This is a genomic window from Polycladomyces subterraneus (genome assembly GCF_030433435.1).
Lineage (GTDB): Bacteria > Bacillota > Bacilli > Thermoactinomycetales > JIR-001 > Polycladomyces > Polycladomyces subterraneus.
The window spans coordinates 109544-130902 of the sequence record NZ_JANRHH010000031.1 but is presented as its reverse complement, the minus strand read 5'-3'; the positions used below and the strand labels follow the sequence as shown (position 1 = coordinate 130902).

Sequence of the window (21359 nt, the reverse complement as noted above, 5' to 3'; positions counted from 1 at the left end):
AATGACTGTCGTTGAGATGAAACAAGGAATTGCTGGTGAAAAAGGGGTTGCCCGTACTCAAGTGTTGGAGTTTGACCAAGGAATCGTTGTGAACCTGCAATTAAAAGCGGGGAAAAAAATTCCCCGACACCATGCGAATTGTCATGTGCTCGTTTTTGTGATCAGCGGAGAAGTATGGTTTGGTGTATCTGACCAACGATTCCACTTAAAAGCGGGTTCCTTCCTTCACATGAATCCGTATGAGGAACATGATATTGAAGCGATACAAGATTCCAGCTTGCTCGTTATAAAAACAGGTTCCCAAACTGGTTGTAATCTTCATGCTTGAAATGTGGTGAACCATTCGTGTTCGGGTGCGCCGTTTATCCTCTCGCTCCTGTTTCGCAAGCGCTCAATTGTCGCTCGTATGGCGGGCCCCATTTTCTCGTCGAATGCGGACCTTCAGACGGAAAATCGGAGCCCGCATCACTTTATCCACAAACTGCATTCTTACAAAGCGGTGAACTGTCTGGGGGAACGCAACAAAAACGGACAAAGGAGACGATTTGAACCGTTCCTTTGTCCAAAGAGTCAATCATGGTATAAATCACTTTCATCGCTTTTTCTTTGGCTGCATTGCGAAATACCTCGTACACCTGCATAATCTGGTCTAGCGGAAAACGGTGGGTGACCAACTGTTGTGGTTTGATCTTCCCGGACTGCACCGTTTTGATCAGCATCGGTGTCGTGCTCGTACTAACCAGCCCTGTCGTGATCTTGACATTGCGAATCCACAATTGTTCCAGGTGCAATTCGACAGGCTTGCCGTGTTGCTGACAGATGTCAAAAGTCACCGGGAAACCGACAGCCTCAATCGCTACATCGACACCCTTACAGTCGGTTAATTCCATCACTTGCTCAGCCACATTTCCCGTGGAGCTGTTCACTCCTGGTGGCCTTTCTGTGTTCCTTTCAATTCTTTTGGGGGCAGAGGTGTTTTCCGGCTTCACCCTTTTGTTTCTCAGCAGGGCATTATACCTGAAACTCAATTTCCTTATATTTTCATATCCTCACTCTGGCTCGATCAAACCGTAACGCCCGTCTTTTCTGCGGTATACTACGTTCACTTTATCAGTCTCTGCATTGGAGAACACAAAGAAGTGATGTCCGAGCAGTTCCATTTGCATGATGGCTTCTTCCACATCCATCGGTTTCAAGTGAAAACGCTTCGTACGAACCACTTCGATAGGTACGTCTTCCCCATTCACGAAAGCGTTTGTTGTGTTTTCGTTTTCAACAAGCTGCGAACGGAGGCTTCCTTCCTGACGGAGTTTGCGGTTGATCTTGGTTTTGTACTTCCGGATCTGACGTTCCAATTTTTCCACGACCAGATCGATGGAAGCATACATGTCCGCGCTTTTTTCTTCCGCGCGAACCAGCACGCCCGGAAAAGGAATCGTCACTTCCACCTTGTGATCATCGCGGATCACGCTGAGGGAGATGTGTGCATCGGCGGAAGGAGGGGTGTTGAAATACTTTTCCAGACGGCTGATCTTTTTTTCGATAAAACTCCGCAAAGCATCCGTCACTTCAAGGTTATTCCCACGAATGACATAATTCATGAAGCGAATCCCCCTTTTCGCTTTATACATTCTAATCAACGTGTTATCATGAGCCTCGATGTTTACGCCCCTTTAAAGCAGGAGCCATGACGCCAATTTTTACCTATTTCTCCGAAGGTTTCACACTCCCAAAGTGAAACTGAAATTTGGTCTGTGTACATTAGCATAAGTCATACGGATCGAAATGAATGTGATAAATTTCACATAAAGGGGGATGTTCACAGAAACTCAGCATTACGATAAACGTTTTATCACGTGACTAATCTTAAAAGTGAAAGCATGGGTGAATGAAAACCATGTGAACTGATTTACAAACCCACTTATGCATCATGATAAAACCGTATTGAATGCCATTATGTCCGCTCCGCGGTTCTTGAAAGAAGCAACTACTCGTCTCATGACAAGTTGTCTACAGCGATTCAAGATTCCAAACGATGGCACAGATGGCACAACAAATTGCTAGAAGTCCCAATGGAAAATCCTAATGGTATATGACCATCGTGAACGGCAAAAATGATCAATAGTGGCCAATGATCATTTTGCCACCGTTGATTCGGTGAGTGGAGGGGCTTCGACATTTGAAGGAAATTCGTATACATATCAAGCAGCTTGTACGACAAATACGAATGGTTCGCGTGCTTCTGGCCGTCACTGTGGGAGTAGGGTTGACGAGCGGAGTGCTGTTGATCCTTCAGGCCTATTACCTGGCCCGCGTGGTCAACGCTGTGTTTTTGGAGCACGCTCCATTGCATCAGGTCAGTCCTTGGCTTTGGATCTTATGCGGTCTTATCATCACCCGCGGTGTTCTCACTTGGCTGGATCAGGCGGTCGCAGCGCATCTGGCTGTGCGTGTAAAAACGGATTTGCGTCGCCGGCTGATCGCACATCTGTTGCGTCTTGGGCCGGTTTGGACAGCCCAAGAGCAACGCGGCGAGTTGGTCAACACGGCGATGACCGGAATTGAACAGTTGGAAAGCTTTTTATCCCGATATCTTCCGCAAATGGCACTGTCGGCGTTGATGCCGTTGGCCATTTTCGGTTTCGTGCTGACACGCGACAGTTTAACGTCGTTCATTCTTGCAGTGGCTGCGCCATTGATCATATTCTTTATGATTTTGATCGGCAAAGCGGCAGAATCGGCCAGCTCGCGTCAATGGCAGCAATTAAGCTTGCTCGCTGCACGGTTTCTTGATGTCTTGGAAGGCTTGACCACGCTGAAGGTTTTTGGACGCAGCCGCGCTCGGGCGGAGTGGATGGGGCGTGCAAGTGAAGCCTATCGCTTGGCGACGATGCGTACCCTTCGGGTTGCTTTTTTGTCTTCTTTTTTACTGGAATTATTTGCTACGCTAAGCACAGCAGTTGTCGCCGTTACACTCGGCTTACGCTTGGTTTCTGATCGTATGCCCTTTTTCACGGCTTTTTTGATCCTGTTGTTGACACCTGAATTTTTTCAGCCCCTTCGGGCACTGGGGAGCGAGTTTCATGCAGGTCTCAACGGAGTGACTGCTGCCGGAAGAATATTCGAGATTCTCGAAGCCAAATCGCCCAGCCTGGTACAGGAAGGTTGGAAGATCGAAAAGGATGTGCGTGTATCCTGTGCATCTGATAAAGATCTCCACAGGGATTTGCAACCCAAACACGGGCCAAAGAGGGCACCGTGGATACCAACACATCATGGATCGCGGAATGATCCGTTCACAATTGATTTCGTCCATGTCACTTTTTCATACGATCCCGGATTGCCGCCAATATTACACGATATCAATCTAACTGTTCACCCCGGTGAAACACTGGCGCTGGTCGGGCCCAGTGGAGCGGGTAAAAGCACGCTCCTCGACCTATTGCAGGGTTTTTTGCGCCCAACGGCTGGGGAGATCCGTATCAACGGTCAATCGTTAAGTGATTGGCCAATCGAGGAATGGCGAAGACAAATGGCGGTGTTACGTCAACACACGCATATCTTTGCCGGCACCGTTATGGATAATTTGCTCCTGGCTCGTCCCAACGCTTCTATGGAGGAGGTTATTTCGGCTGCGCGTACGGCAAAGGCACATGATTGGATTATCTCTTTGCCCCAAGGGTATAGCACCCCCTTAGGTGAAGGCGGATACGGTTTAAGCGGGGGGCAGATCCAAAGATTGGCGGTGGCACGGGCTTTGCTCAAGGACTCTCCGCTGGTGCTGCTCGATGAACCTACCGCCCACCTTGACCCGGAAACCGAATGTTCGATGCAGGAAGGGATCGCGCGGCTTCTTGCGGGGCGCACGGTGATTGTGGTTGCTCATCGTCTGAGCACGGTGAAGCGGGCGAATCGGATCATTGTAATGGAAGACGGAAAGATTGTTGAACAAGGAACCCACACGGAACTGATGGCTGTTCAAGGAATGTATCGGCGATTACGCACCGCGTATGCCGGAGGTGAAGAAGCGTGAGCAGACTGGTGATACAGAGGATGACACCGAAAAATAGACAGACACAGTTGTCGCTCTGGAGGGTGATCGTCCGTTTGTTTCAATTTCAACGACCATTTCCCTGGCGCTTTACCCTGTCAATTCTGCTTCGCTTTTGTACTGTAGGAGCAAACATTGGGCTGATGGCAACTTCCGGTTACCTGATTGCCAAAGCTGCTCTTCACCCTGCCACCATATTGTTGCTGTGGATGCCCATTGTAGGGGTTCGATTTTTTGGCTTGTCCCGCGCCGTGTTCCGTTACGCTGAACGATATTTCTCCCACGACTTGACCTTTCGCATCCTCCGGCAGATCCGTGTGTGGCTGTACCGGCGCATTGAGCCATTGGTACCGATGATGTGGCAAGGTCAGTACAGCGGTGATGTATTGGCGTCGGCAATCGGAGACATTGATACACTGCAAAATTTTTACTTGCGGGCGATAGCACCACTATTGGTGGCATTGCTGGTGATGGGATTGGGCTTCGTGCTGATGGCCCCCTTTGGCGGCGATTTGGTTCTGGTTTTGTTTGCGGGACTTGTTACCGCCGCAGCAGGTGTTCCTTTGCTTACACATTTCCTGGCACGGCGAGCAGGAGCGGAATCGGTTCAAGTGCGGGCACGTATGCAAACGAAGCTGGTAGACACTGTTCAGGGGATTGCTGATGTGTTGGCCTATAACCTGGAAACGAAGGTGATGCAGGAATGGGAAAGGGAACAACAGATATGGAACCGCCGTCAATTATGGCTGGCCCATGTGGACGGCCTCGGCAACGGGCTTTTGTTCATTTCCAGCCATTTTACAATGTGGGTTGTGTTGTGGCTTGGTATTGAGCACTTGCAAACCGGACGCATGGACGGGGTGTACTTGGCCATGCTGGTACTGACAGCGTTAGCAGTGTTCGAAGTGGTGATGCCGTTGCCGACAGCGTTCAAGCATTTGGGAGAGTGCATCGAGGCCGGTCGGAGGATGTTTCGTTTGACAGACCAAACCCCTCCGGTGACGGAACAGGGTTGCTCACAACTTCCCCGGTCAGCGGATTTGCGTGTACGTAACGTATCATTTATCTACCCCGGTTCGGATCGCAAAATTTTGGCAGACATCTCTTTCGATTTGCCACAGGGCAAACACATGGCCTTGGTCGGAGCCAGCGGCGCTGGAAAAAGCACGCTCATTCGCCTCTTATTGCGTCTTTGGGAGCCAATGAACGGACAGATTGAGCTTGGCGGGGTCAATCTGCGCGATGTGGAGCCGAAGGTGATCCGCCGTTGGTTTTCTGTGATTGAACAAAAAACCTATTTGTTCCATGAGTCGGCGGCCGATAATTTGCGCCTGGGACACCCCACAGCGACCTTGACGGAACTGCAGGATGCCGCCTCAAAATCACAGATCGATCAGGTGTTGCGGGAATTGCCGGAAGGATACGATACGCTTCTTGGCGAACTCGGTGCGCGTTTATCTGGAGGGGAACGGCAACGCTTGGCCTTGGCACGGGCATTGCTGAAAGAAGCGCCCATTCTTCTATTGGATGAGCCAACAACCGGTTTGGACGCGATCGTTGAGCAAAGGTTTATGAAGACGCTTCAGATGGTGGCTGCCGGTCGTTCTGTTTTGCTCATTACCCACCGTATAAGCGGGTTGGAATCCTTTGACGAAATTCTGGTACTGAAAGATGGCCGCATTGCAGAAAGAGGGACACACATGGAATTACTTAATTTGCGCGGCATTTACCGTGCAATGTGGGAGGTTGAGAGAGACAGACTGCACGCGAATATGGAAATCAACAGATAAAACCCCTATTAATGGGATATCCTACAAATTAATTCTAGGCTCGGGTTCCACCTACCTGATATTTAAACCGATCGGTATGTGAAAGGGGAACAGGCATGTTGAATGTTTTGTTAGCCCGTTGGCAGTTTGGGATCACTACGGTCTACCACTTTCTATTCGTACCTCTCACCATCGGATTGGCTGTTCTGATTGCCTTGATGGAGACGATTTATGTTCGAACAGGCGATGAGACGTATAAACGGATGACGAAATTTTGGGGCAAAATGTTTCTTGTCAACTTCGCTCTGGGCGTGGCCACCGGAATCATGCAGGAATTCCAGTTTGGCATGAACTGGTCCGCCTATTCCCGCTTCGTCGGCGATGTATTCGGGCCGCCCCTGGCGATCGAAGCACTGGCTGCCTTCTTTCTCGAATCGACTTTCGTCGCGGTATGGCTGTTCGGATGGGATCGGTTGTCCAAACGTGTGCATCTGCTCGCAATTTGGCTTACTGCCGCCGGGGTGTCGATATCCGCACTTTGGATTTTGACAGCGAATGCCTTTATGCAGGAGCCAAGGGGCTATGTGATCCATAACGGCCGGGCGGAGATGAGCAATTTTTGGTCACTGCTTGGCAACCCCCAATTATGGGTGGAGTTTCCACATGTGTGGTTTGGTGCTCTTTCTACAGGTGCTTTCTTTATCACCGGTGTCAGTGCTTGGTATTTACTGAAAAGGCGGCACCTGAAGGAGTTTACGCGCTCTTTTCAAATCGGTATCGTCGTGGCTTTAGCCTCTAGCGTTCTGACAATTGTGCTGGGACATTCGCAGGCTCAACATTTAATGAAGTCACAACCCATGAAGATGGCAGCATCAGAAGCGCTATGGAATACCAGCCCGGAACATGCGCCTTGGTCCGTGTTCGCACTCATCGATGAAGAACATCACCGTAACACGTTGAATGTGGAAATTCCTTATTTGTTGAGTATTCTTGCCTATAATCACACCTACGGTAAGGTCGAAGGGATCAATCAGCTGCAGAAACAGTATGAACGAACATATGGTCCGGGAAATTACATTCCAAACGTTTGGGTAACGTACTGGAGTTTTCGCGTGATGGTACTGGCCGGTATATTGATGTTGTTATTGGCCCTTTATGGTGTATATCTGGTACTGAAAAACCAGTTGAGCCAGCATCCCGCCTTTTTGCGAGCGATGATTGGGGCTATATTCCTACCGCCCATCGCACACAGCACCGGATGGATCATGACGGAGATGGGCAGGCAGCCATGGGTGGTCATGGGCCTTCAGAAAACAGTTGACGGTGTTTCATCTACAGTCACCACACCCATGATATGGACGACGTTGCTCGGGTTTGGAATCCTGTATCTTGTTCTGGGGATTGTCGACGTGTATTTGTTTGTTCGCATTATCCGTCAGGGGCCGGATTTCGAGGAGGACCCGTCAGAAATGGATGCCAAACTCCCCCATCCGGCAACTTAGAAACCGGCAGATGTAACGATTATGGATAACGAGGTGAGGATCATTGATTCTTAACATCGTCTGGTTCATTCTGATTGCCATATTATTTACCGGATTTTTTGTATTGGAAGGGTTTGATTATGGCGTTGGCATTTTAACCCCTTTCCTTGGACGGACGGATGAACAGCGCCGACTGATTATCAACACGATCGGTCCGTTCTGGGATGCAAATGAGGTCTGGCTCATCACCGCAGGCGGAGCGATGTTTGCAGCTTTCCCACACTGGTACGCGACTTTATTCAGCGGGTTTTACATCGCTCTTTTCCTGCTATTGGTGGCGCTGATTGTGCGTGCAGTGGCCTTTGAGTTTCGCAGTAAAATCAATAATCCGCGATGGCGTACCACTTGGGACTGGCTCCTGTTTGTGGGAAGTGTTTTACCACCCTTTCTATGGGGTGTAGCAATCGCCAATTTCATACGTGGTGTGCCCATCGACTCCCACATGAACTATGTCGGTACTTTCTGGAGCCTCATTACGCCTTTCAGTATCATGGGTGGCTTAAGTTTGCTGCTGCTTTCAACGTTAAGCGGTGCTCTGTACATTTCCCTTCGCACAGTAGGCGAGATGCAGGCAAGGGCGCGGGAAACCGCAAGAGGAATCGGGGCGCTCACCAGTCTGGTGATGTTCTTGTTTGCCCTTATATGTTTCTATAATACTGACCTGTTCAGCAAAACCGGTATCGACCCCGGTGGAGTGCCTGTACTGGCAGCCATGACGTTATTGTCGGTGCCCTTTTTCATTTACGCCAAACGCGACGGATGGGCGTTTTTAATGACCAGCCTGACAATCGTATTCTCGTCGATCACGGTTTTTCTCCATATGTTTCCGCGCGTGATGATCAGCTCGCTCAACCCCAGCTGGAGTCTCACGATCTATAATGCCGCATCGGGGCCCTATTCGTTGCGCGTGATGACGATCATCACTGTCATTGTGTTACCTTTTGTGTTGGCGTATCAAGCTTGGACCTATTGGGTGTTTCGACATCGTCTGCGTCCAGGTGGTCACTTGGATTATTAAGATTAAGCGAATAATTGTAATTCAAGCCATCATCCAGACAAGGGGCACCTGAAAAAGGGCCCTTTTTCTTGTGCTATCCGGGTCACACCACATCAAGACAAACTCACGTGAGCAAGGTACAGACACAATTGGATGTGCCAGCGTTCCATGCACACGGACATTTTGTTCATAAAATCACATAATGACCGTTCCATCCTTTTCATCTTACCTAGCAAAAATCCCTTGAAAATAAGGGGTTTGTGCTTTTGATCGAAATATTCATTATTCTATTTCATGATTATAAGTGAAATCATTCACAAATTGTTCATCCCATTTATTTACGTTGGGGAGTATAATGAAACTGGTCAATCAATACTACATTGCAGTGAATGTACGAGCTCATCCTTCACTCTTCTTTAAGGGGTGTTCCCTATGGACATGTGGACACAAACCTATGATCCTCTTCACCAGTTATGGCTATCAGCATTCGTATCTGCCATTCCGATCATCTTCTTTGTGATATCTTTAACAATCTTACGTCTAAAAGGATATATAGCCGCTTTCTATACAACGTTCATCGCCTTCGTGATTGCCATCTTCGTTTATCGCATGCCAATTTCTATGACACTAGGTGCGGTTGGTTTTGGTTTTGGTTTTGCCTATAGTTTATGGCCAATCGCCTGGATTGTGGTTACAGCTGTTTTACTGTATAAGATCACGGTAAAAACGGGGAATTTCGATGTTATTCGATCCAGTATCATCTCGATCTCCGACGATCAACGATTACAACTATTGCTGATCGGATTTTCGTTTAACGCATTTCTGGAAGGCGCAGCAGGATTTGGGGTTCCGATTGCGATCTCTGCCGCATTGCTCGTCGAACTAGGCTTTCAACCATTGCAAGCCGCCTCGCTTTGCTTGATTGCCAACGCAGCATCTGGAGCTTTTGGGGCAATGGGGATTCCAGTCATTGTGGCCGGTCAAGTCTCCGGCATCGATAAAATCGTGTTGTCTAAAATTCTGGGGATTCAATTACCGATCATTTCCTTCCTTGTGCCGTTTTTGATGATTTGGATTTTGGATGGATTACGCGGTGTGAGAGAAGTATTTCCCGCTCTGCTCGTTGTCGGAGGATCGTATGCAGTGGCACAATACTTGACCGTCACTTTAATCGGACCTGAGTTGGCTAACATTACTTCCTCACTAATCAGTATGGGTGCTTTAACGCTGTTTTCGAAGTTCTGGAAACCAAAAAACATCTTCCATCTTAATAATGGTACACAAACTGTCCGCTCCAAGCGTGTGACAACGGGACAAATCATCAAAGCATGGTCTCCATTTTACATCCTGACGATCATGGTCAGCATCTGGAGCAGCAAAGCTTTTAAACATTTATTCGACCAAGGAGGGCCATTGGAATCTCTTGTCACCAAGATTAAAATTCCCGGACTGCATCAACATGTGTTGATTGCTCCTCCGATCGCCAAGGATCTGACGCCATATGATGCGGTTTTCAAACTGGACTGGCTGTCTTCGACAGGTACCGCGATCTTGCTCTCTGTCATCCTGACCCTTCTGTTGTTCCGCGTCAATATGCGAACAACATTACAATTGATCAAAGAAACATTGCTTGAACTGTGGAAACCCGTTGTCACCATCGGTTTCGTACTCGCTTTTGCTTATCTAGCCAACTACTCGGGCATTTCGTCCACCTTGGGCTTAGCTTTATCGAAAACCGGCAAGTTATTCCCCTTCTTCTCACCCGTTCTGGGTTGGATCGGTGTATTTCTGACGGGTTCGGTTGTCGCCAACAACGCTTTGTTTGGTCACCTGCAACTGGTGACGGCGCAACAGATTGGGGCATCGCCGGCTTTGCTCGTAGCCGCTAATACCAGTGGGGGGGTGATGGGGAAATTGCTCAGTCCACAATCGGTGGCGATCGCTACAGCAGCTGTTGGTCAATCCGGCGATGAATCCAGTTTGTTCCGCTTCACTTTGAAATATAGTTTGGCTTTCCTATTCATCACCTGTATCTTTACCTATCTGCTGGCATATATTTTCCGCTTTCTCCTGTGATTTATAGCAGGAAGCCAGCCAAATACTATATAAGAACAAAGGAGTTGTCCCCTTATGAAAGTGACGAAAGTAACCAAAATCGCTTTAATTGGAACCGGTTTTGTTGGATCGAGCTATGCATATGCGGTACTGAACCAAGGTTTGGCTAACGAATTGGTGTTAATTGACATTAACAAGAAAAAGGCGGAAGGGGACGCGATGGATCTGAATCACGCCTTGCCATTTGGTTCACCGATGCGCATCTGGGCTGGAGATTATAGCGATTGTAAAGATGCGGACCTCGTGGTGATCACCGCTGGTGCCAACCAGCAGCCTGGAGAAACCCGTCTCGATCTTGTGGATAAGAACGCGAAAATCTTTCAATCCATTATTAGCGAAGTGATGAAAAGCGGTTTTGATGGATTGTTCTTGGTTGCGACAAACCCGGTTGATATCCTATCTTATGCGACATGGAAATATTCCGGCATGCCGGCTCATCGAGTGATTGGATCGGGTACCATCCTTGATACAGCTCGCTTGCGCTATCTACTCGGTGAAGCTTATCAAGTGAATCCACAGAATGTACATGCCTATATCATCGGGGAACATGGGGATACAGAATTGCCCGTGTGGAGTCATGCCCATATTGGAACCCGTCCGATTTCGGACTATTTACGAGAAGGAAAAGGTCCAAATCAGGATGAACTGGATCAAATTTTTATCAATGTACGCGATGCAGCCTACCATATCATTGAACGAAAAGGAGCCACCTACTATGGAATTGCAATGGGACTGGCTCGTTTAACTCGCGCCATTTTAAACGATGAAAACTCAGTGTTAACTGTTTCCACGCTACTCCGTGGCGAATATGGATTAAAGGATATTTATATCGGTGTTCCAGCAGTGGTGAATCGTTCCGGCATTCGCGAAGTGATCGAGTTGAATTTGCAAGAGCAGGAACTGGAAAAACTGCATCATTCGGCACAAGTGTTAAGTCAAGTGTTGAAAAAAATATTCTAAGCACCACTTTTTATTAAGAGAATGCAGGCCCAGATGATTACTAACATCTGCTCCTGCAATGAAAGTTAGTTGATTTCATTTTGAGTACCTCCTCTGTTTTAAAGGGTCCTGTGCACATGGACACCTCGTATGTTAACAGGAGGTACTTTTTCTTTTCAAACTTCCCCATCATTCATTAACTCCTTCATAATTAAGGATAATTAGTTAAAACAAAGTACGTACTTGTTAATAAACGCTATATACCTAATAATTACTGTATCATCCACTATAACTTGTTTTCTTAGATAGAAGAAAAGCAGAGCATGACGGGAACCAGGTAAAAGGAGGAGCCATATGAAACTGAGAGTATCAGCTGTCCAATATCATCTTCATACGATCCGATCCTTTGAAGATTTCGCCAAGCAATCGGAGCATTATATCAAAACAGCCGAGGAATTCGGCGCAGAGTTTGTATTATTCCCCGAGTTTTTTACGACTCAATTGATGTCCATCGGTGACAAACAAGGAAATGCCTTAACCATCAATGATTTACCCGATTTCACAGAGCAGTATCGCGATTTGTTTTCATCCTTGGCGAAGCAAACGAAGATGCACATTATCGGAGGAACCCATGTTATCCGCAAAGGTGACCGGTTATACAATGTCGCTCATTTGTTCTATCCGGATGGAAGGATCGCGGAACAACCAAAGCTTCATATCACGCCAACGGAAGTGAGGGAATGGAAAATGGCTCCTGGCGAAAGTCTGCAGGTGTTCGAGACAGACAAGGGAACAATCGCCGTATTAACCTGCTATGACATCGAATTTCCAGAAATCGTTCGAATGGCCAAAGCCAGAGGAGCTGATGTGATTTTCTGCCCTTCTTGTACCGATGATCGTCATGGATTCCATCGTGTCCGTTACTCCTGCCATGCGAGAGCGGTAGAAAACCAAGTCTATGTCGTAACTACGGGTACAGTAGGTTCCCTTCCCACGGTCGACTTTATGCGGGCGAATTTTGGGCAAGCGGCGGTTATTACACCAAACGATATTCCGTTCCCTCCCCGGGGGATCTTGGTAGAAGGGGAAATCAATGATGATATGATTGTCACCGCCGATCTTGATTTAGAACTGTTATATCAGGTTCGTGAAAGTGGTTCCGTCACCACGTGGCGTGATCGGCGTACAGATCTCTATCCGGATTGGAACTAAGGAGATTTAGCCTTCTACAAGGAGGGAGAAGGGTGTATCGAAAAGAGTTTTACGTTTTTGACCAGGATCAACCTGTCCCGGCGATCATCCGAAATTATGAAGAAAGGGACTTTCCTGGTTTGATTCAAATTCAACAGGAAAGTTTCCCTCCCCCATTCCCGTCTGAGTTATGGTGGAACACGGAACAGCTGAAAAACCATGTTACGCTATTCCCGGAGGGAGCCTTATGTATTGAGGTGAATGGGGAAATCGCGGGATCGATGACGGGGTTGATTGTGGACTTTGACCCCAACCATCCGGACCATACATGGGAAGAGATTACCGATAATGGGTATATTCGTAACCATAATCCAAACGGGAACACGCTCTATGTCGTTGATATTTGCGTGCGCCCCTCCTATCGCAAATTAGGGTTGGGAAAATGGTTGATGTTCTCCATGTTTGACGTCGTTGTTCACAAGGGGTTGGAACGGTTGTTAGGCGGAGGAAGAATGCCTGGCTATCATAAGAAAGCGGATGAGATGACAGCGGAACAATACCTCGAAGCTGTAGTAAAAGGGGAATTGAAGGACCCTGTTATAACCTTCCTGCTTCGCTGTGGCCGTACCCCTGTGAAAGTGGTGGCGAACTATTTAGAGGATGAAGAATCATGTAATTATGCAACACTGATGGAATGGAAAAATCCTTTCTATGCATCAAAGTCTTCACAAGGGGAACGATGGAGGCGGAATATCGCAGAAATCCAATGACCCCTTATTCATTATGCAACAAGCTAAAATAGCAAAAAAGCCATTTTTCCAAGTCCCCTTGGAAAAATGGCTTTTTAGGCTGTTGACAATATCGCCTGAAATGGCTACAAGATGTCAAGGTCCCTCCAAACCCAAATCAGCAAAGGTGGCCATCTCCCGCATCAATGCCACGGCTGTTTCCATCAACGGAAACAACAGCGCCGCTCCTGTTCCCTCTCCCAAACGCATCCGGGCGTGGATCAGCGGCGTTAATCCCAACTTCTCCAATAGAATGCGATGTGCCGGTTCCTCGGACAAATGGGAGGCAAACAAATACGGCTTCACCCGTTCAGTCAGACAGGCGGCGATCATCGCGGCAGAGGTGGAAATAAGCCCGTCAATCACGACCGGCATGCGCTCCAGCGCGCCTCCCAGCATCACCCCCGCCATCGCGGCAATCTCCAACCCGCCCACTTTGGCCAACACGTCCATGGGATCTTGTGCATCGGGTTGGTTGACGCGGATCGCCTGCTCGATGACGTGAATCTTTCGAAGCATTCCCGTGTCGTCCACTCCGGTGCCGCGTCCCGTCAACTGGTCAACCGGACTGCCAGTCATCACCGCAGCAATGGCCGTAGCCGGTGTTGTATTTCCGATACCCATTTCCCCCACGCCGATGACGCGGACGCCTTCCTGTTTCAATCTGCGGGCTACGTCCACCCCCGTCATCACTGCCCGGACCGCTTCATCGCGGGACATGGCGGGGCCGGATGCCATATTGTCTGTACCCGGACGTACCTTACAGTCGATAACGCCGTCGGGAACCGTCCTCGCCTGACTGCCCACATCTACCACAAAAACGTCTGCTCCGGTTTGCCGGGCGATCACATTGATCGCTGCTCCGCCCGCCGCGAAGTTGGCCATCATTTTTTCCGTCACTTCGGAGGGATAGGCCGTCACCCCCTCTTCCACCACGCCGTGGTCCCCGCAACAGACGACGATCGCTTTTTTGCTCATGTCAGGGGTCCGTTCACCAGTGATGCCCGCCAAGCGGATCGCCATCTCCTCCAACAATCCCAAACTACCCGGCGGTTTGGTTAATTGGTCGATATGTTCTCTCGCTTGTTGCTTGAGTGTCTCGTCCGGAAGCGAAATCAGTCTCGTCAGCGACTCCAATTCTAGGAGATCGGGTCGATTCAGTTGTTGTTGCACGTTCGTTTTGCTCCTTTTCTGAGATTTTTGCGAATCCGACATGTGTTTCCCAACAATTGGTCAATTTTTGTGCTAATATGTTCATGTTCATGCTCTTTTTCTATTGTACTGACTTCGGAATCCAGGAGAAAGGGAGGAACCGATGAAACCAAAACGCTCACGCTACGGATGGGTGCTGCTGACGATGGTCTGCGTCATGCTGTTGACCGGTTGTGTGAACGCCACCATGCACATCACTGTTCACTCCGACGGTTCCGGTGTTTATCAGCTGAAACTGCTTTCCAACCCGTTGTTGGCCGAACAGATCGCACCAATCAAAGACCGTCTCCAACAAAAAGGATATCAGGTCAAAACGGTGAATGAAGGAGATCAAACGGGATGGGTGGCCGAAAAGCATGTCGACAACGTATTGAAGGAACCGCCGGATCAAAACATGTTCAAAGACTTATTGCCCAATCAACCGTCCGCCAGTTTGGCGGCCGTTTCTACCGATGCCGTACCGCAGAGCGGCAGTTCCGGTCAACCCGCTTTTCATTTTGATCCGGGGTTTTTTACACTGAAATTCCGTGTCGACACCCATGTCGACCTGCGCTCGATGAAAGATTTGGGGGGCACATTTTTGGGTGACTCGCTAGGTGACCTCCTGCACTTGAGATTGATGCTGACGTTGCCCATCGCACCAGATCACCACAATGCCAACAACGTCACCGACGATGGTAAAATCTTGACGTGGGATCTGAAGCCAGGACAAGATAACCCCATCTTTATGGAAGCGGAGTTTCCCAACCCATTGGGCTGGGGCGCAATCCTCCTTATCGTCGTGATTTTGTTGATCGTGCGGCGTGTTCGCAAAAAGCGTCAACATCCGCCGACCGTCAGCAATGGTTCCAATATTTCATGACCTTGATGGGAATCAGCCTTTTCAGGGGCGTTTTGATCAAGGAAAACCGTTTCCTGCTTTCACGTAATCGTTAGTCGGGAGACGGTTTCCTTTTTTTGCATTTGGAAAGCGTTTTTTTTCAACAAATCGTGAACAACCGTGAATATGTGCTTGCCATTGTGAGAAACTTTGTTAAAATAGGAACAATATCAGCAGTCAAACAATCAGACGATAGGGACCGTTTTCCTGCGGAATCATTGTCCCGTCACGCCAGCGGGCAGGGGAAGAACGTGTCCCGTTGACTTTATCCACACTTTTCATGAAATGAGGTGTTGGGTTATGAAGCCACGAACACTGTTTGAAAAAGTATGGGATCGACACGTGATTCACCAGGAACCGGGCAAACCCGCACTGTTGTACATCGATCTTCATCTGATCCACGAGGTCACGTCACCACAGGCATTTGAGGGATTGCGCTTGTCCGGTCGGAAAGTGAGAAGGCCCGATTTGACCGTAGCCACGATGGATCACAATGTGCCCACAACGGACCGCTCGCTTCCCGTCACCGATCCCATTTCAGCCAAACAAATGGAGACACTGGCCAAAAACTGTCAGGAGTTCGGCATCTCCCTTTATGATTTGCACAGCCCGCAACAAGGCATCGTCCACGTGATCGGGCCTGAACTGGGGCTGACACTCCCCGGCAAAACCATCGTCTGCGGGGACAGCCATACATCCACCCACGGCGCTTTCGGTGCCCTGGCGTTCGGGATTGGGACCAGTGAAGTGGAGCATGTTTTGGCTACACAGTGCTTGCCTCAAGCGAAACCGTTGACGATGGAGATCCACGTCAAGGGAAAACTGAAACCCGGCGTAACCGCCAAAGACCTGATCCTGGCCATTATCTCCCTCATCGGTACCGACGGTGCGACGGGAACGGTCATCGAATACACCGGTGAAGCCATCCGTGCATTAACCATGGAAGAACGGATGACCGTCTGTAATATGTCCATCGAAGCGGGTGCGCGAGCCGGCATGATTGCCCCCGATGAAACGACGTTCGCCTATCTGAAAGACAAGCCCCTGGCCCCCAAAGGGGAAGATTGGGAACGGGCTGTGGCGGAGTGGAAAGAATTGCGGACCGATGAAGGTGCCGTTTACGATCGCAGGGTCGAAATCGACGCCAGCACTATTGCACCGCAAGTCACTTGGGGCACAAGTCCCGGCATGGGTGTCGACGTTACCGGCACGGTACCGGATCCGGACTCCTTCCCTACGGAAACGGAGCGCAAATCGGCACGTCGCGCATTGGAATACATGGGACTCAAACCGGGAACGCCCATCACCGACATTCGGATCGACCGGGTGTTCATCGGATCGTGTACCAACTCCCGGATCGAGGATCTGCGCGCCGCCGCCAGCGTGGTCAAAGGGAAAAAAGTGGCACCGCACGTTCACGCGATGGTGGTGCCAGGATCGCAACAAGTGAAGCGGCAAGCTGAGGCGGAAGGGTTGGATAAGATTTTCACCGAGGCCGGTTTTGAATGGCGCGAAGCGGGATGCAGCATGTGCCTGGCGATGAACCCCGACGTTCTACAACCGGGCGAACGCTGTGCCTCCACCTCCAACCGCAACTTCGAAGGACGGCAGGGTCGGGGCGGACGCACTCACTTGGTCAGCCCGATGATGGCCGCCGCAGCAGCGATCGCCGGTCACTTCGTAGATATCCGGGAATGGGAAACGGAAGATATCCGGCAAAAGGAGGTAACACAATGAAACCGCTCATCCGGCATACGGGAATCGTGGCACCGCTGGATCAGGCCAACGTAGATACTGATCAGATCATCCCTAAACAGTTTCTCAAGCGGATCGAACGGACCGGATTCGGTCAATTCCTGTTTTATGACTGGCGTTTTGACGATGACGGTCAACCGCGGCCGGACTTCGTGCTGAACCAGCCGCGTTATCAAGGGGCGTCCATTCTGCTCGCGCGAAACAACTTCGGTTGCGGCTCTTCACGTGAACATGCGCCGTGGGCACTTTTGGACTTCGGATTCCGCGTGGTCATCGCCCCGTCTTTCGCCGATATCTTTTACAACAACTGTTTCAAAAACGGGATGCTGCCAGTGAAATTGCCTGAAAAAACTGTGGAGGAACTCTTCCAACGTACCGAAGCCAAAGAGGGATACACCCTCACGGTCGATCTGGAGAAATGTGTCGTAACGGATGAAGATGGCTTTTCCACCTCGTTCCAAGTGGACGAGTATCGCCGTCACTGTCTGATCAACGGCTTGGACGATATCGATATGACGCTGCAATATGAAGAGCAAATCGCATGTTACGAGGAGACCGTGCCAGCATATTATCGGGTCAGCTCGGGTCTCCCGTTGATATGAAACAAGGGGCGCTTTCCGGCGCCCCTTCGTCATGCTGCAAGTTATTTTGTCTCTTGCGTCGATTGTTGCTGTGCCAGATTGCTTTTTCTCATCCCGTAGGATACGTACAATACGATACCGACCACGAGCCACACCAAAAACCGAATCCAGGTAATGGGCGGCAAGCTGATAATCAACCAAGCGGAGAACACAATTCCGATCAAGGGCACAAAAGGCACCAACGGCGTGCGGAATGAACGCTTCAAGTCGGGGCGTTTTACCCGCAAAATCATAATCGAAGCACAGATCAGGATGAATGCCGACAAGGTACCGATGTTTACCAGCTCTGCCACTTCGGAAATCGGTGTAAATCCTGCCACCAATGCCGTCACCACGCCGATGATCAGCGTCGGGCGGTGCGGTGTGCGAAACTTCGGATGGATACCGGAGAACCATTTCGGCAGTAGACCGTCACGGCTCATGGAAAACCAAACACGGGCTGCCGCCAGCATGAAGGAGAACAACACACTGGTGATCCCCGCCACGGCCGCGGCGGAAATGATGGCCGGAATCCATTTTAATCCGAGATCCGTGAAAGCTTTTGACACTGGCGCCGAATTGTTTAAAGTCGTGTAATGTGCAATCCCCGTCAAAACGAGCGACATCCCCACATACAGGATCATGGCGATCGCCAACGACAAAATCACTGCCCTCGGCAGATCCCGCTGCGGGTTTTTCGCTTCTTCCGCGGCTGTTGTCAACGTATCGTAACCGAATACCGCGAAAAAGACGAGCGCCGCCCCCTGCATCACGCCATTGAAACCGAACGGCATGAACGGGGTCCAGTTATCCGGATTGACATAGAAGCTGCCGACGCCAATGATCACCAGGATGATGCCGATTTTGATGGCCACCATGAGCGAGTTGAACCGGGAACCCCACTCCAGCCCGATGGTGAGCAGGCCGGCAATCGCCAAACTCCCCAATACCGCCAAAAGATCCACGACATGTCCATCACCCGTGCCGGGCGCACCCTGGGCCCATACCGGCAGATGAATTCCGATCTGCCCCAAAATGGACTGCAGATAGCCGGACCAACCGATGGCGACGACGGCCACCACCAGTGAGTACTCCAACAACAGGTCCCAACCAATCATCCAAGCGGCGAATTCACCCAACACAGCGTAACTGTATGTGTAAGCGCTTCCGGAAACGGGTATCAATCCGGAAAACTCCGCATAGCACAATGCCGCCGCTGCACTAGCCAAACCAGCGATAATAAAGGAAAGCAACACGGCCGGTCCGGCATGCGTGGCTGCCGCCACCCCCGTCAACACGAAGATGCCTACACCGATAATGCCGCCAAGCCCGATGGCGGTCAGCGTTCCCAGACCCAGCACGCGCTTGAGACCGGTTTCCTTCAATCCATCCGCTTGCAGCTGTTCGATGGATTTTTTGCGCAACCACGGATTCATGTTTCTGACCCCCTTGATTTGACAAAATAAAAACGCAATATTGCGGTGTATGCTGCATAAATATGATGTCACAATTTGATCAAATATCTAGAAACAATATACCATAATTGACTTAAAAAAAGAAATACATTTCTCGGTTACATAATTTGTATATTTATCCTTCTTTCATTTATCCAATTCCATTCTCCTCTGGCGAATGACCATACAGGCTGCCATGTATTCCGACGTTTCGATCATCCCCCAGTGGTGCAACTCGGCCAGCTCGTCCTCCATCAAATCCAGATCTCCCAACTCGTCCCCTGTATAGATAATGGCTCCGAACCGTTTGAGCAATGCACGCACATCGGACATTGTCCGGATGGATGCCTCCATCCAAACTCCTCCTTTCACGGCATACTCCACCGATATATGGTACAATAAAAAAGATGGAAACACGAACTCAAAGGGTGTGAATCCATTGCGACACTCAAATTTTATAAATATAAAAAAATTGGAGGGTGAACTCCTCCTTTCTCAAAAACGCTATGATTTTGGATGCACGATTACGACCAAGGAACTGATCTTTCAAAAACCGCATACCTCGTACCACGTACTATTGGAAAACATCCTCGGGATGGTGCCGTTTCGCTTGACCGCTTACCGCCAAACAAAAGAAAAGGCCGGCGACACGATCGTCAACGCCGATTTTTCCACGCAATACTACAAAATCACAGTGAAGCAATTGCGGGTAATCAACCGAAACGGCAAATATGACCGAGGTGCCACCGACCTCATTGTACCTCTGGATGAACGCTTTATACGATTTGTCGAACGTTATGCCGGCTTTACAACACTACCGGTTCAGAGCTGAACGTCCGCTTTCCTGCGGACGTATTTATTTCCGGGGCCGAATCGCTGGATATGCACGGATCACGCCGAGCGTGACAATGGAAGCCACTACCGCCTTGGCGACATCCCCCGCGATAAACGGCAGCGCCCCTTGTAATACAGCCACTTTCCATCCCAAACCGGCCACATACGCCAACCATGTCACTCCTGCCGCATATACCAGCAATACGCCGCCCAGCAGGTGAATCAAGGTGAGATTCCATACCCGCAACTTCGGCGCACGTTCCGTCAACCAACCGATCACCCATACGGCCAAGGGCCAGCTGAGCACATATCCGCCGGTCGGACCAAGCAGTGCCCCCAATCCGCCAGCACCGCCGGACAAAATCGGAGCACCGAACGCCACCAGCAGGATGAACACGATCATGCTGATCGCGCCGATTCGTGCTCCCAGGATGGAACCAGTCAACATCACCACCAACGTCTGCAAGGTGATCGGAACGGGTTCCAAGGGAATGCGGATTTGCCCGCCGATGGCCAGCAGGGCAGCAAACATCGCCGCCAACACCATATTACGAACGGTCAACACACGTTTGGACACGTTGAACACCTCGTCATCCCAAGATCATTTGCCACGATTTTAAGCATAAAAAAAGCCGTTGACTAATGTCAACTGACTATATTTGCAAGGTTGACAGTTTTCTCCGTCCCCCATCAATGGTAGCGTATATAAGTGATCTCCCTTTTCAATTCTCCCAGCCCTTCCATCGCATGCAAGACGATGACCGGCACGATATCGTCTTTGGACGCATCAGACAAGGAAAGATTCACCAATTTGATATCATGGTAAACAAATGAAAAATCCACCCGACGATCAACTTCCCGTGTGTTGATCCGCTCGTCCACTTCCTGCAGTTGGGCACTCAACCGATTCAGCCTGTCAACGATTTTGATCTTCATCTCTCGGCTCAATTTGTAGTTGGAGTAGCGCTCCATGATCAGCTTGTAGGTGTCCGAAATATCATTGATCACTTTGCTGCCGCCCAATCGTTGGTAATCTTCAATGTAGTTTTTGGTTTGGGCCTGTTCGTAATAGATCATCAACAAGACCGTCACCACAGCGATGATCAGATAAGTCAGCACAGAGCGAAACCATCGTCTCCACCAATTGTTCATAAGGCTTCCTCCCCTGCCTGTACCATCTGCTTCATGTATATAGACAGGGGAGGATGGATAT

20 protein-coding genes are annotated in these 21359 nt (G+C 49.7%); 13 read left to right on the top strand and 7 right to left on the bottom strand.

Features of this window, described 5'->3' with window-relative positions:
• Positions 1-16: 16 nt before the first annotated feature.
• Entirely contained in the window at positions 17-328 is a 312-nt protein-coding gene (locus NWF35_RS07660; protein ID WP_301238464.1) for a cupin domain-containing protein, read from the top strand.
• A 142-nt stretch (positions 329-470) separates the two neighbouring features.
• Here NWF35_RS07660 and NWF35_RS07655 read toward each other — a convergent pair whose 3' ends face one another.
• Complete coding sequence (locus NWF35_RS07655; protein ID WP_301238463.1) at positions 471-926, bottom strand: MDR/zinc-dependent alcohol dehydrogenase-like family protein; 456 nt, start codon at positions 924-926, stop codon at positions 471-473.
• Between the two features lie 123 nt (positions 927-1049).
• Positions 1050-1601 (bottom strand): ribosome hibernation-promoting factor, HPF/YfiA family, encoded by a 552-nt coding sequence (hpf, locus tag NWF35_RS07650; RefSeq protein ID WP_301238462.1) that lies wholly within the window; start codon positions 1599-1601, stop codon positions 1050-1052.
• A gap of 578 nt (positions 1602-2179) precedes the next feature.
• Between hpf and cydD the strand changes: the two genes are divergently transcribed.
• From cydD to NWF35_RS07610, 8 genes are all read left to right on the top strand, one after another.
• Complete coding sequence (cydD, locus tag NWF35_RS07645; protein ID WP_301238461.1) at positions 2180-4033, top strand: thiol reductant ABC exporter subunit CydD; 1854 nt, start codon at positions 2180-2182, stop codon at positions 4031-4033.
• Between the two features lie 20 nt (positions 4034-4053).
• The gene (cydC, locus tag NWF35_RS07640; RefSeq protein ID WP_301238503.1) at positions 4054-5841 is read left to right on the top strand and encodes a thiol reductant ABC exporter subunit CydC; all 1788 of its coding nucleotides are present in this window, start codon (positions 4054-4056) and stop codon (positions 5839-5841) included.
• 95 nt (positions 5842-5936) lie between these two features.
• Complete coding sequence (locus NWF35_RS07635; protein ID WP_301238460.1) at positions 5937-7322, top strand: cytochrome ubiquinol oxidase subunit I; 1386 nt, start codon at positions 5937-5939, stop codon at positions 7320-7322.
• A 43-nt stretch (positions 7323-7365) separates the two neighbouring features.
• Positions 7366-8379, top strand: a complete 1014-nt coding sequence (gene cydB / locus NWF35_RS07630) for a cytochrome d ubiquinol oxidase subunit II (protein WP_301238459.1) — start codon at positions 7366-7368, stop codon at positions 8377-8379.
• A gap of 411 nt (positions 8380-8790) precedes the next feature.
• Positions 8791-10434, top strand: a complete 1644-nt coding sequence (locus tag NWF35_RS07625) for a lactate permease LctP family transporter (RefSeq protein WP_301238458.1) — start codon at positions 8791-8793, stop codon at positions 10432-10434.
• A gap of 54 nt (positions 10435-10488) precedes the next feature.
• A complete protein-coding gene (locus NWF35_RS07620) occupies positions 10489-11433 on the top strand; it encodes an L-lactate dehydrogenase (RefSeq protein WP_301238457.1) in 945 nt (314 codons plus the stop codon).
• Positions 11434-11766: 333 nt separating this feature from the next.
• Positions 11767-12624, top strand: a complete 858-nt coding sequence (locus NWF35_RS07615) for a carbon-nitrogen hydrolase family protein (protein ID WP_301238456.1) — start codon at positions 11767-11769, stop codon at positions 12622-12624.
• 32 nt (positions 12625-12656) lie between these two features.
• Positions 12657-13373 carry a GNAT family N-acetyltransferase gene (locus NWF35_RS07610; RefSeq protein ID WP_301238455.1) on the top strand — a complete coding sequence of 239 codons (717 nt, stop codon included), beginning with the start codon at positions 12657-12659 and terminating at the stop codon, positions 13371-13373.
• 114 nt (positions 13374-13487) lie between these two features.
• On the opposite strand, the gene cobT is transcribed toward NWF35_RS07610, so the two are convergent.
• Positions 13488-14564: a nicotinate-nucleotide--dimethylbenzimidazole phosphoribosyltransferase gene (cobT, locus tag NWF35_RS07605; protein WP_301238454.1), complete on the bottom strand. Its 1077-nt coding sequence runs from the start codon at positions 14562-14564 to the stop codon at positions 13488-13490.
• A gap of 142 nt (positions 14565-14706) precedes the next feature.
• On the opposite strand from cobT, the gene NWF35_RS07600 reads away from it, so the two are divergent.
• From NWF35_RS07600 to leuD, 3 genes are all read left to right on the top strand, one after another.
• Positions 14707-15465 (top strand): DUF3153 domain-containing protein, encoded by a 759-nt coding sequence (locus NWF35_RS07600; protein WP_301238453.1) that lies wholly within the window; start codon positions 14707-14709, stop codon positions 15463-15465.
• A gap of 318 nt (positions 15466-15783) precedes the next feature.
• On the top strand, positions 15784-17220 hold the full coding sequence (gene leuC / locus NWF35_RS07595; RefSeq protein WP_301238452.1) for a 3-isopropylmalate dehydratase large subunit: 1437 nt from the start codon (positions 15784-15786) through the stop codon (positions 17218-17220).
• Positions 17217-17840 carry a 3-isopropylmalate dehydratase small subunit gene (gene leuD / locus NWF35_RS07590; RefSeq protein WP_301238451.1) on the top strand — a complete coding sequence of 208 codons (624 nt, stop codon included), beginning with the start codon at positions 17217-17219 and terminating at the stop codon, positions 17838-17840. The genes leuC and leuD overlap by 4 nt, the downstream gene beginning before the upstream one ends.
• 41 nt (positions 17841-17881) lie before the next feature.
• Here the strand turns inward: leuD and NWF35_RS07585 are convergent, their stop codons facing one another.
• Both NWF35_RS07585 and NWF35_RS07580 read right to left on the bottom strand, forming a co-directional pair.
• Positions 17882-19294, bottom strand: a complete 1413-nt coding sequence (locus NWF35_RS07585) for an amino acid permease (RefSeq protein ID WP_301238450.1) — start codon at positions 19292-19294, stop codon at positions 17882-17884.
• Positions 19295-19459: 165 nt separating this feature from the next.
• On the bottom strand, positions 19460-19666 hold the full coding sequence (locus NWF35_RS07580; RefSeq protein ID WP_301238449.1) for a YqgQ family protein: 207 nt from the start codon (positions 19664-19666) through the stop codon (positions 19460-19462).
• On the opposite strand from NWF35_RS07580, the gene NWF35_RS07575 reads away from it, so the two are divergent.
• Positions 19653-20144 carry a hypothetical protein gene (locus NWF35_RS07575; RefSeq protein ID WP_301238448.1) on the top strand — a complete coding sequence of 164 codons (492 nt, stop codon included), beginning with the start codon at positions 19653-19655 and terminating at the stop codon, positions 20142-20144. The two genes, NWF35_RS07580 and NWF35_RS07575, sit on opposite strands and share 14 nt — an antisense overlap.
• Positions 20145-20168: 24 nt before the next feature.
• Here NWF35_RS07575 and NWF35_RS07570 read toward each other — a convergent pair whose 3' ends face one another.
• Positions 20169-20723: a biotin transporter BioY gene (locus NWF35_RS07570; RefSeq protein WP_301238447.1), complete on the bottom strand. Its 555-nt coding sequence runs from the start codon at positions 20721-20723 to the stop codon at positions 20169-20171.
• A 113-nt stretch (positions 20724-20836) separates the two neighbouring features.
• On the bottom strand, positions 20837-21298 hold the full coding sequence (locus tag NWF35_RS07565) for a hypothetical protein (protein WP_301238446.1): 462 nt from the start codon (positions 21296-21298) through the stop codon (positions 20837-20839).
• Positions 21299-21359: the final 61 nt, after the last annotated feature.

Bases quoted from the DNA above. Each gene is read 5' to 3' on its own strand.
- NWF35_RS07620 (WP_301238457.1), top strand. From the start codon at position 10,489: ATGAAAGTGACGAAAGTAACCAAAATCGCTTTAATTGGAACCGGTTTT.
- NWF35_RS07580 (WP_301238449.1), bottom strand. From the start codon at position 19,666: ATGGAGGCATCCATCCGGACAATGTCCGATGTGCGTGCATTGCTCAAA.
- NWF35_RS07565 (WP_301238446.1), bottom strand. From the start codon at position 21,298: ATGAACAATTGGTGGAGACGATGGTTTCGCTCTGTGCTGACTTATCTG.
- leuD (WP_301238451.1), top strand. From the start codon at position 17,217: ATGAAACCGCTCATCCGGCATACGGGAATCGTGGCACCGCTGGATCAG.
- NWF35_RS07575 (WP_301238448.1), top strand. From the start codon at position 19,653: ATGGATGCCTCCATCCAAACTCCTCCTTTCACGGCATACTCCACCGAT.
- hpf (WP_301238462.1), bottom strand. From the start codon at position 1,601: ATGAATTATGTCATTCGTGGGAATAACCTTGAAGTGACGGATGCTTTG.
- NWF35_RS07660 (WP_301238464.1), top strand. From the start codon at position 17: ATGAAACAAGGAATTGCTGGTGAAAAAGGGGTTGCCCGTACTCAAGTG.
- NWF35_RS07615 (WP_301238456.1), top strand. From the start codon at position 11,767: ATGAAACTGAGAGTATCAGCTGTCCAATATCATCTTCATACGATCCGA.
- NWF35_RS07625 (WP_301238458.1), top strand. From the start codon at position 8,791: ATGGACATGTGGACACAAACCTATGATCCTCTTCACCAGTTATGGCTA.
- NWF35_RS07585 (WP_301238450.1), bottom strand. From the start codon at position 19,294: ATGAATCCGTGGTTGCGCAAAAAATCCATCGAACAGCTGCAAGCGGAT.
- NWF35_RS07635 (WP_301238460.1), top strand. From the start codon at position 5,937: ATGTTGAATGTTTTGTTAGCCCGTTGGCAGTTTGGGATCACTACGGTC.
- NWF35_RS07600 (WP_301238453.1), top strand. From the start codon at position 14,707: ATGAAACCAAAACGCTCACGCTACGGATGGGTGCTGCTGACGATGGTC.
- cydC (WP_301238503.1), top strand. From the start codon at position 4,054: ATGACACCGAAAAATAGACAGACACAGTTGTCGCTCTGGAGGGTGATC.
- leuC (WP_301238452.1), top strand. From the start codon at position 15,784: ATGAAGCCACGAACACTGTTTGAAAAAGTATGGGATCGACACGTGATT.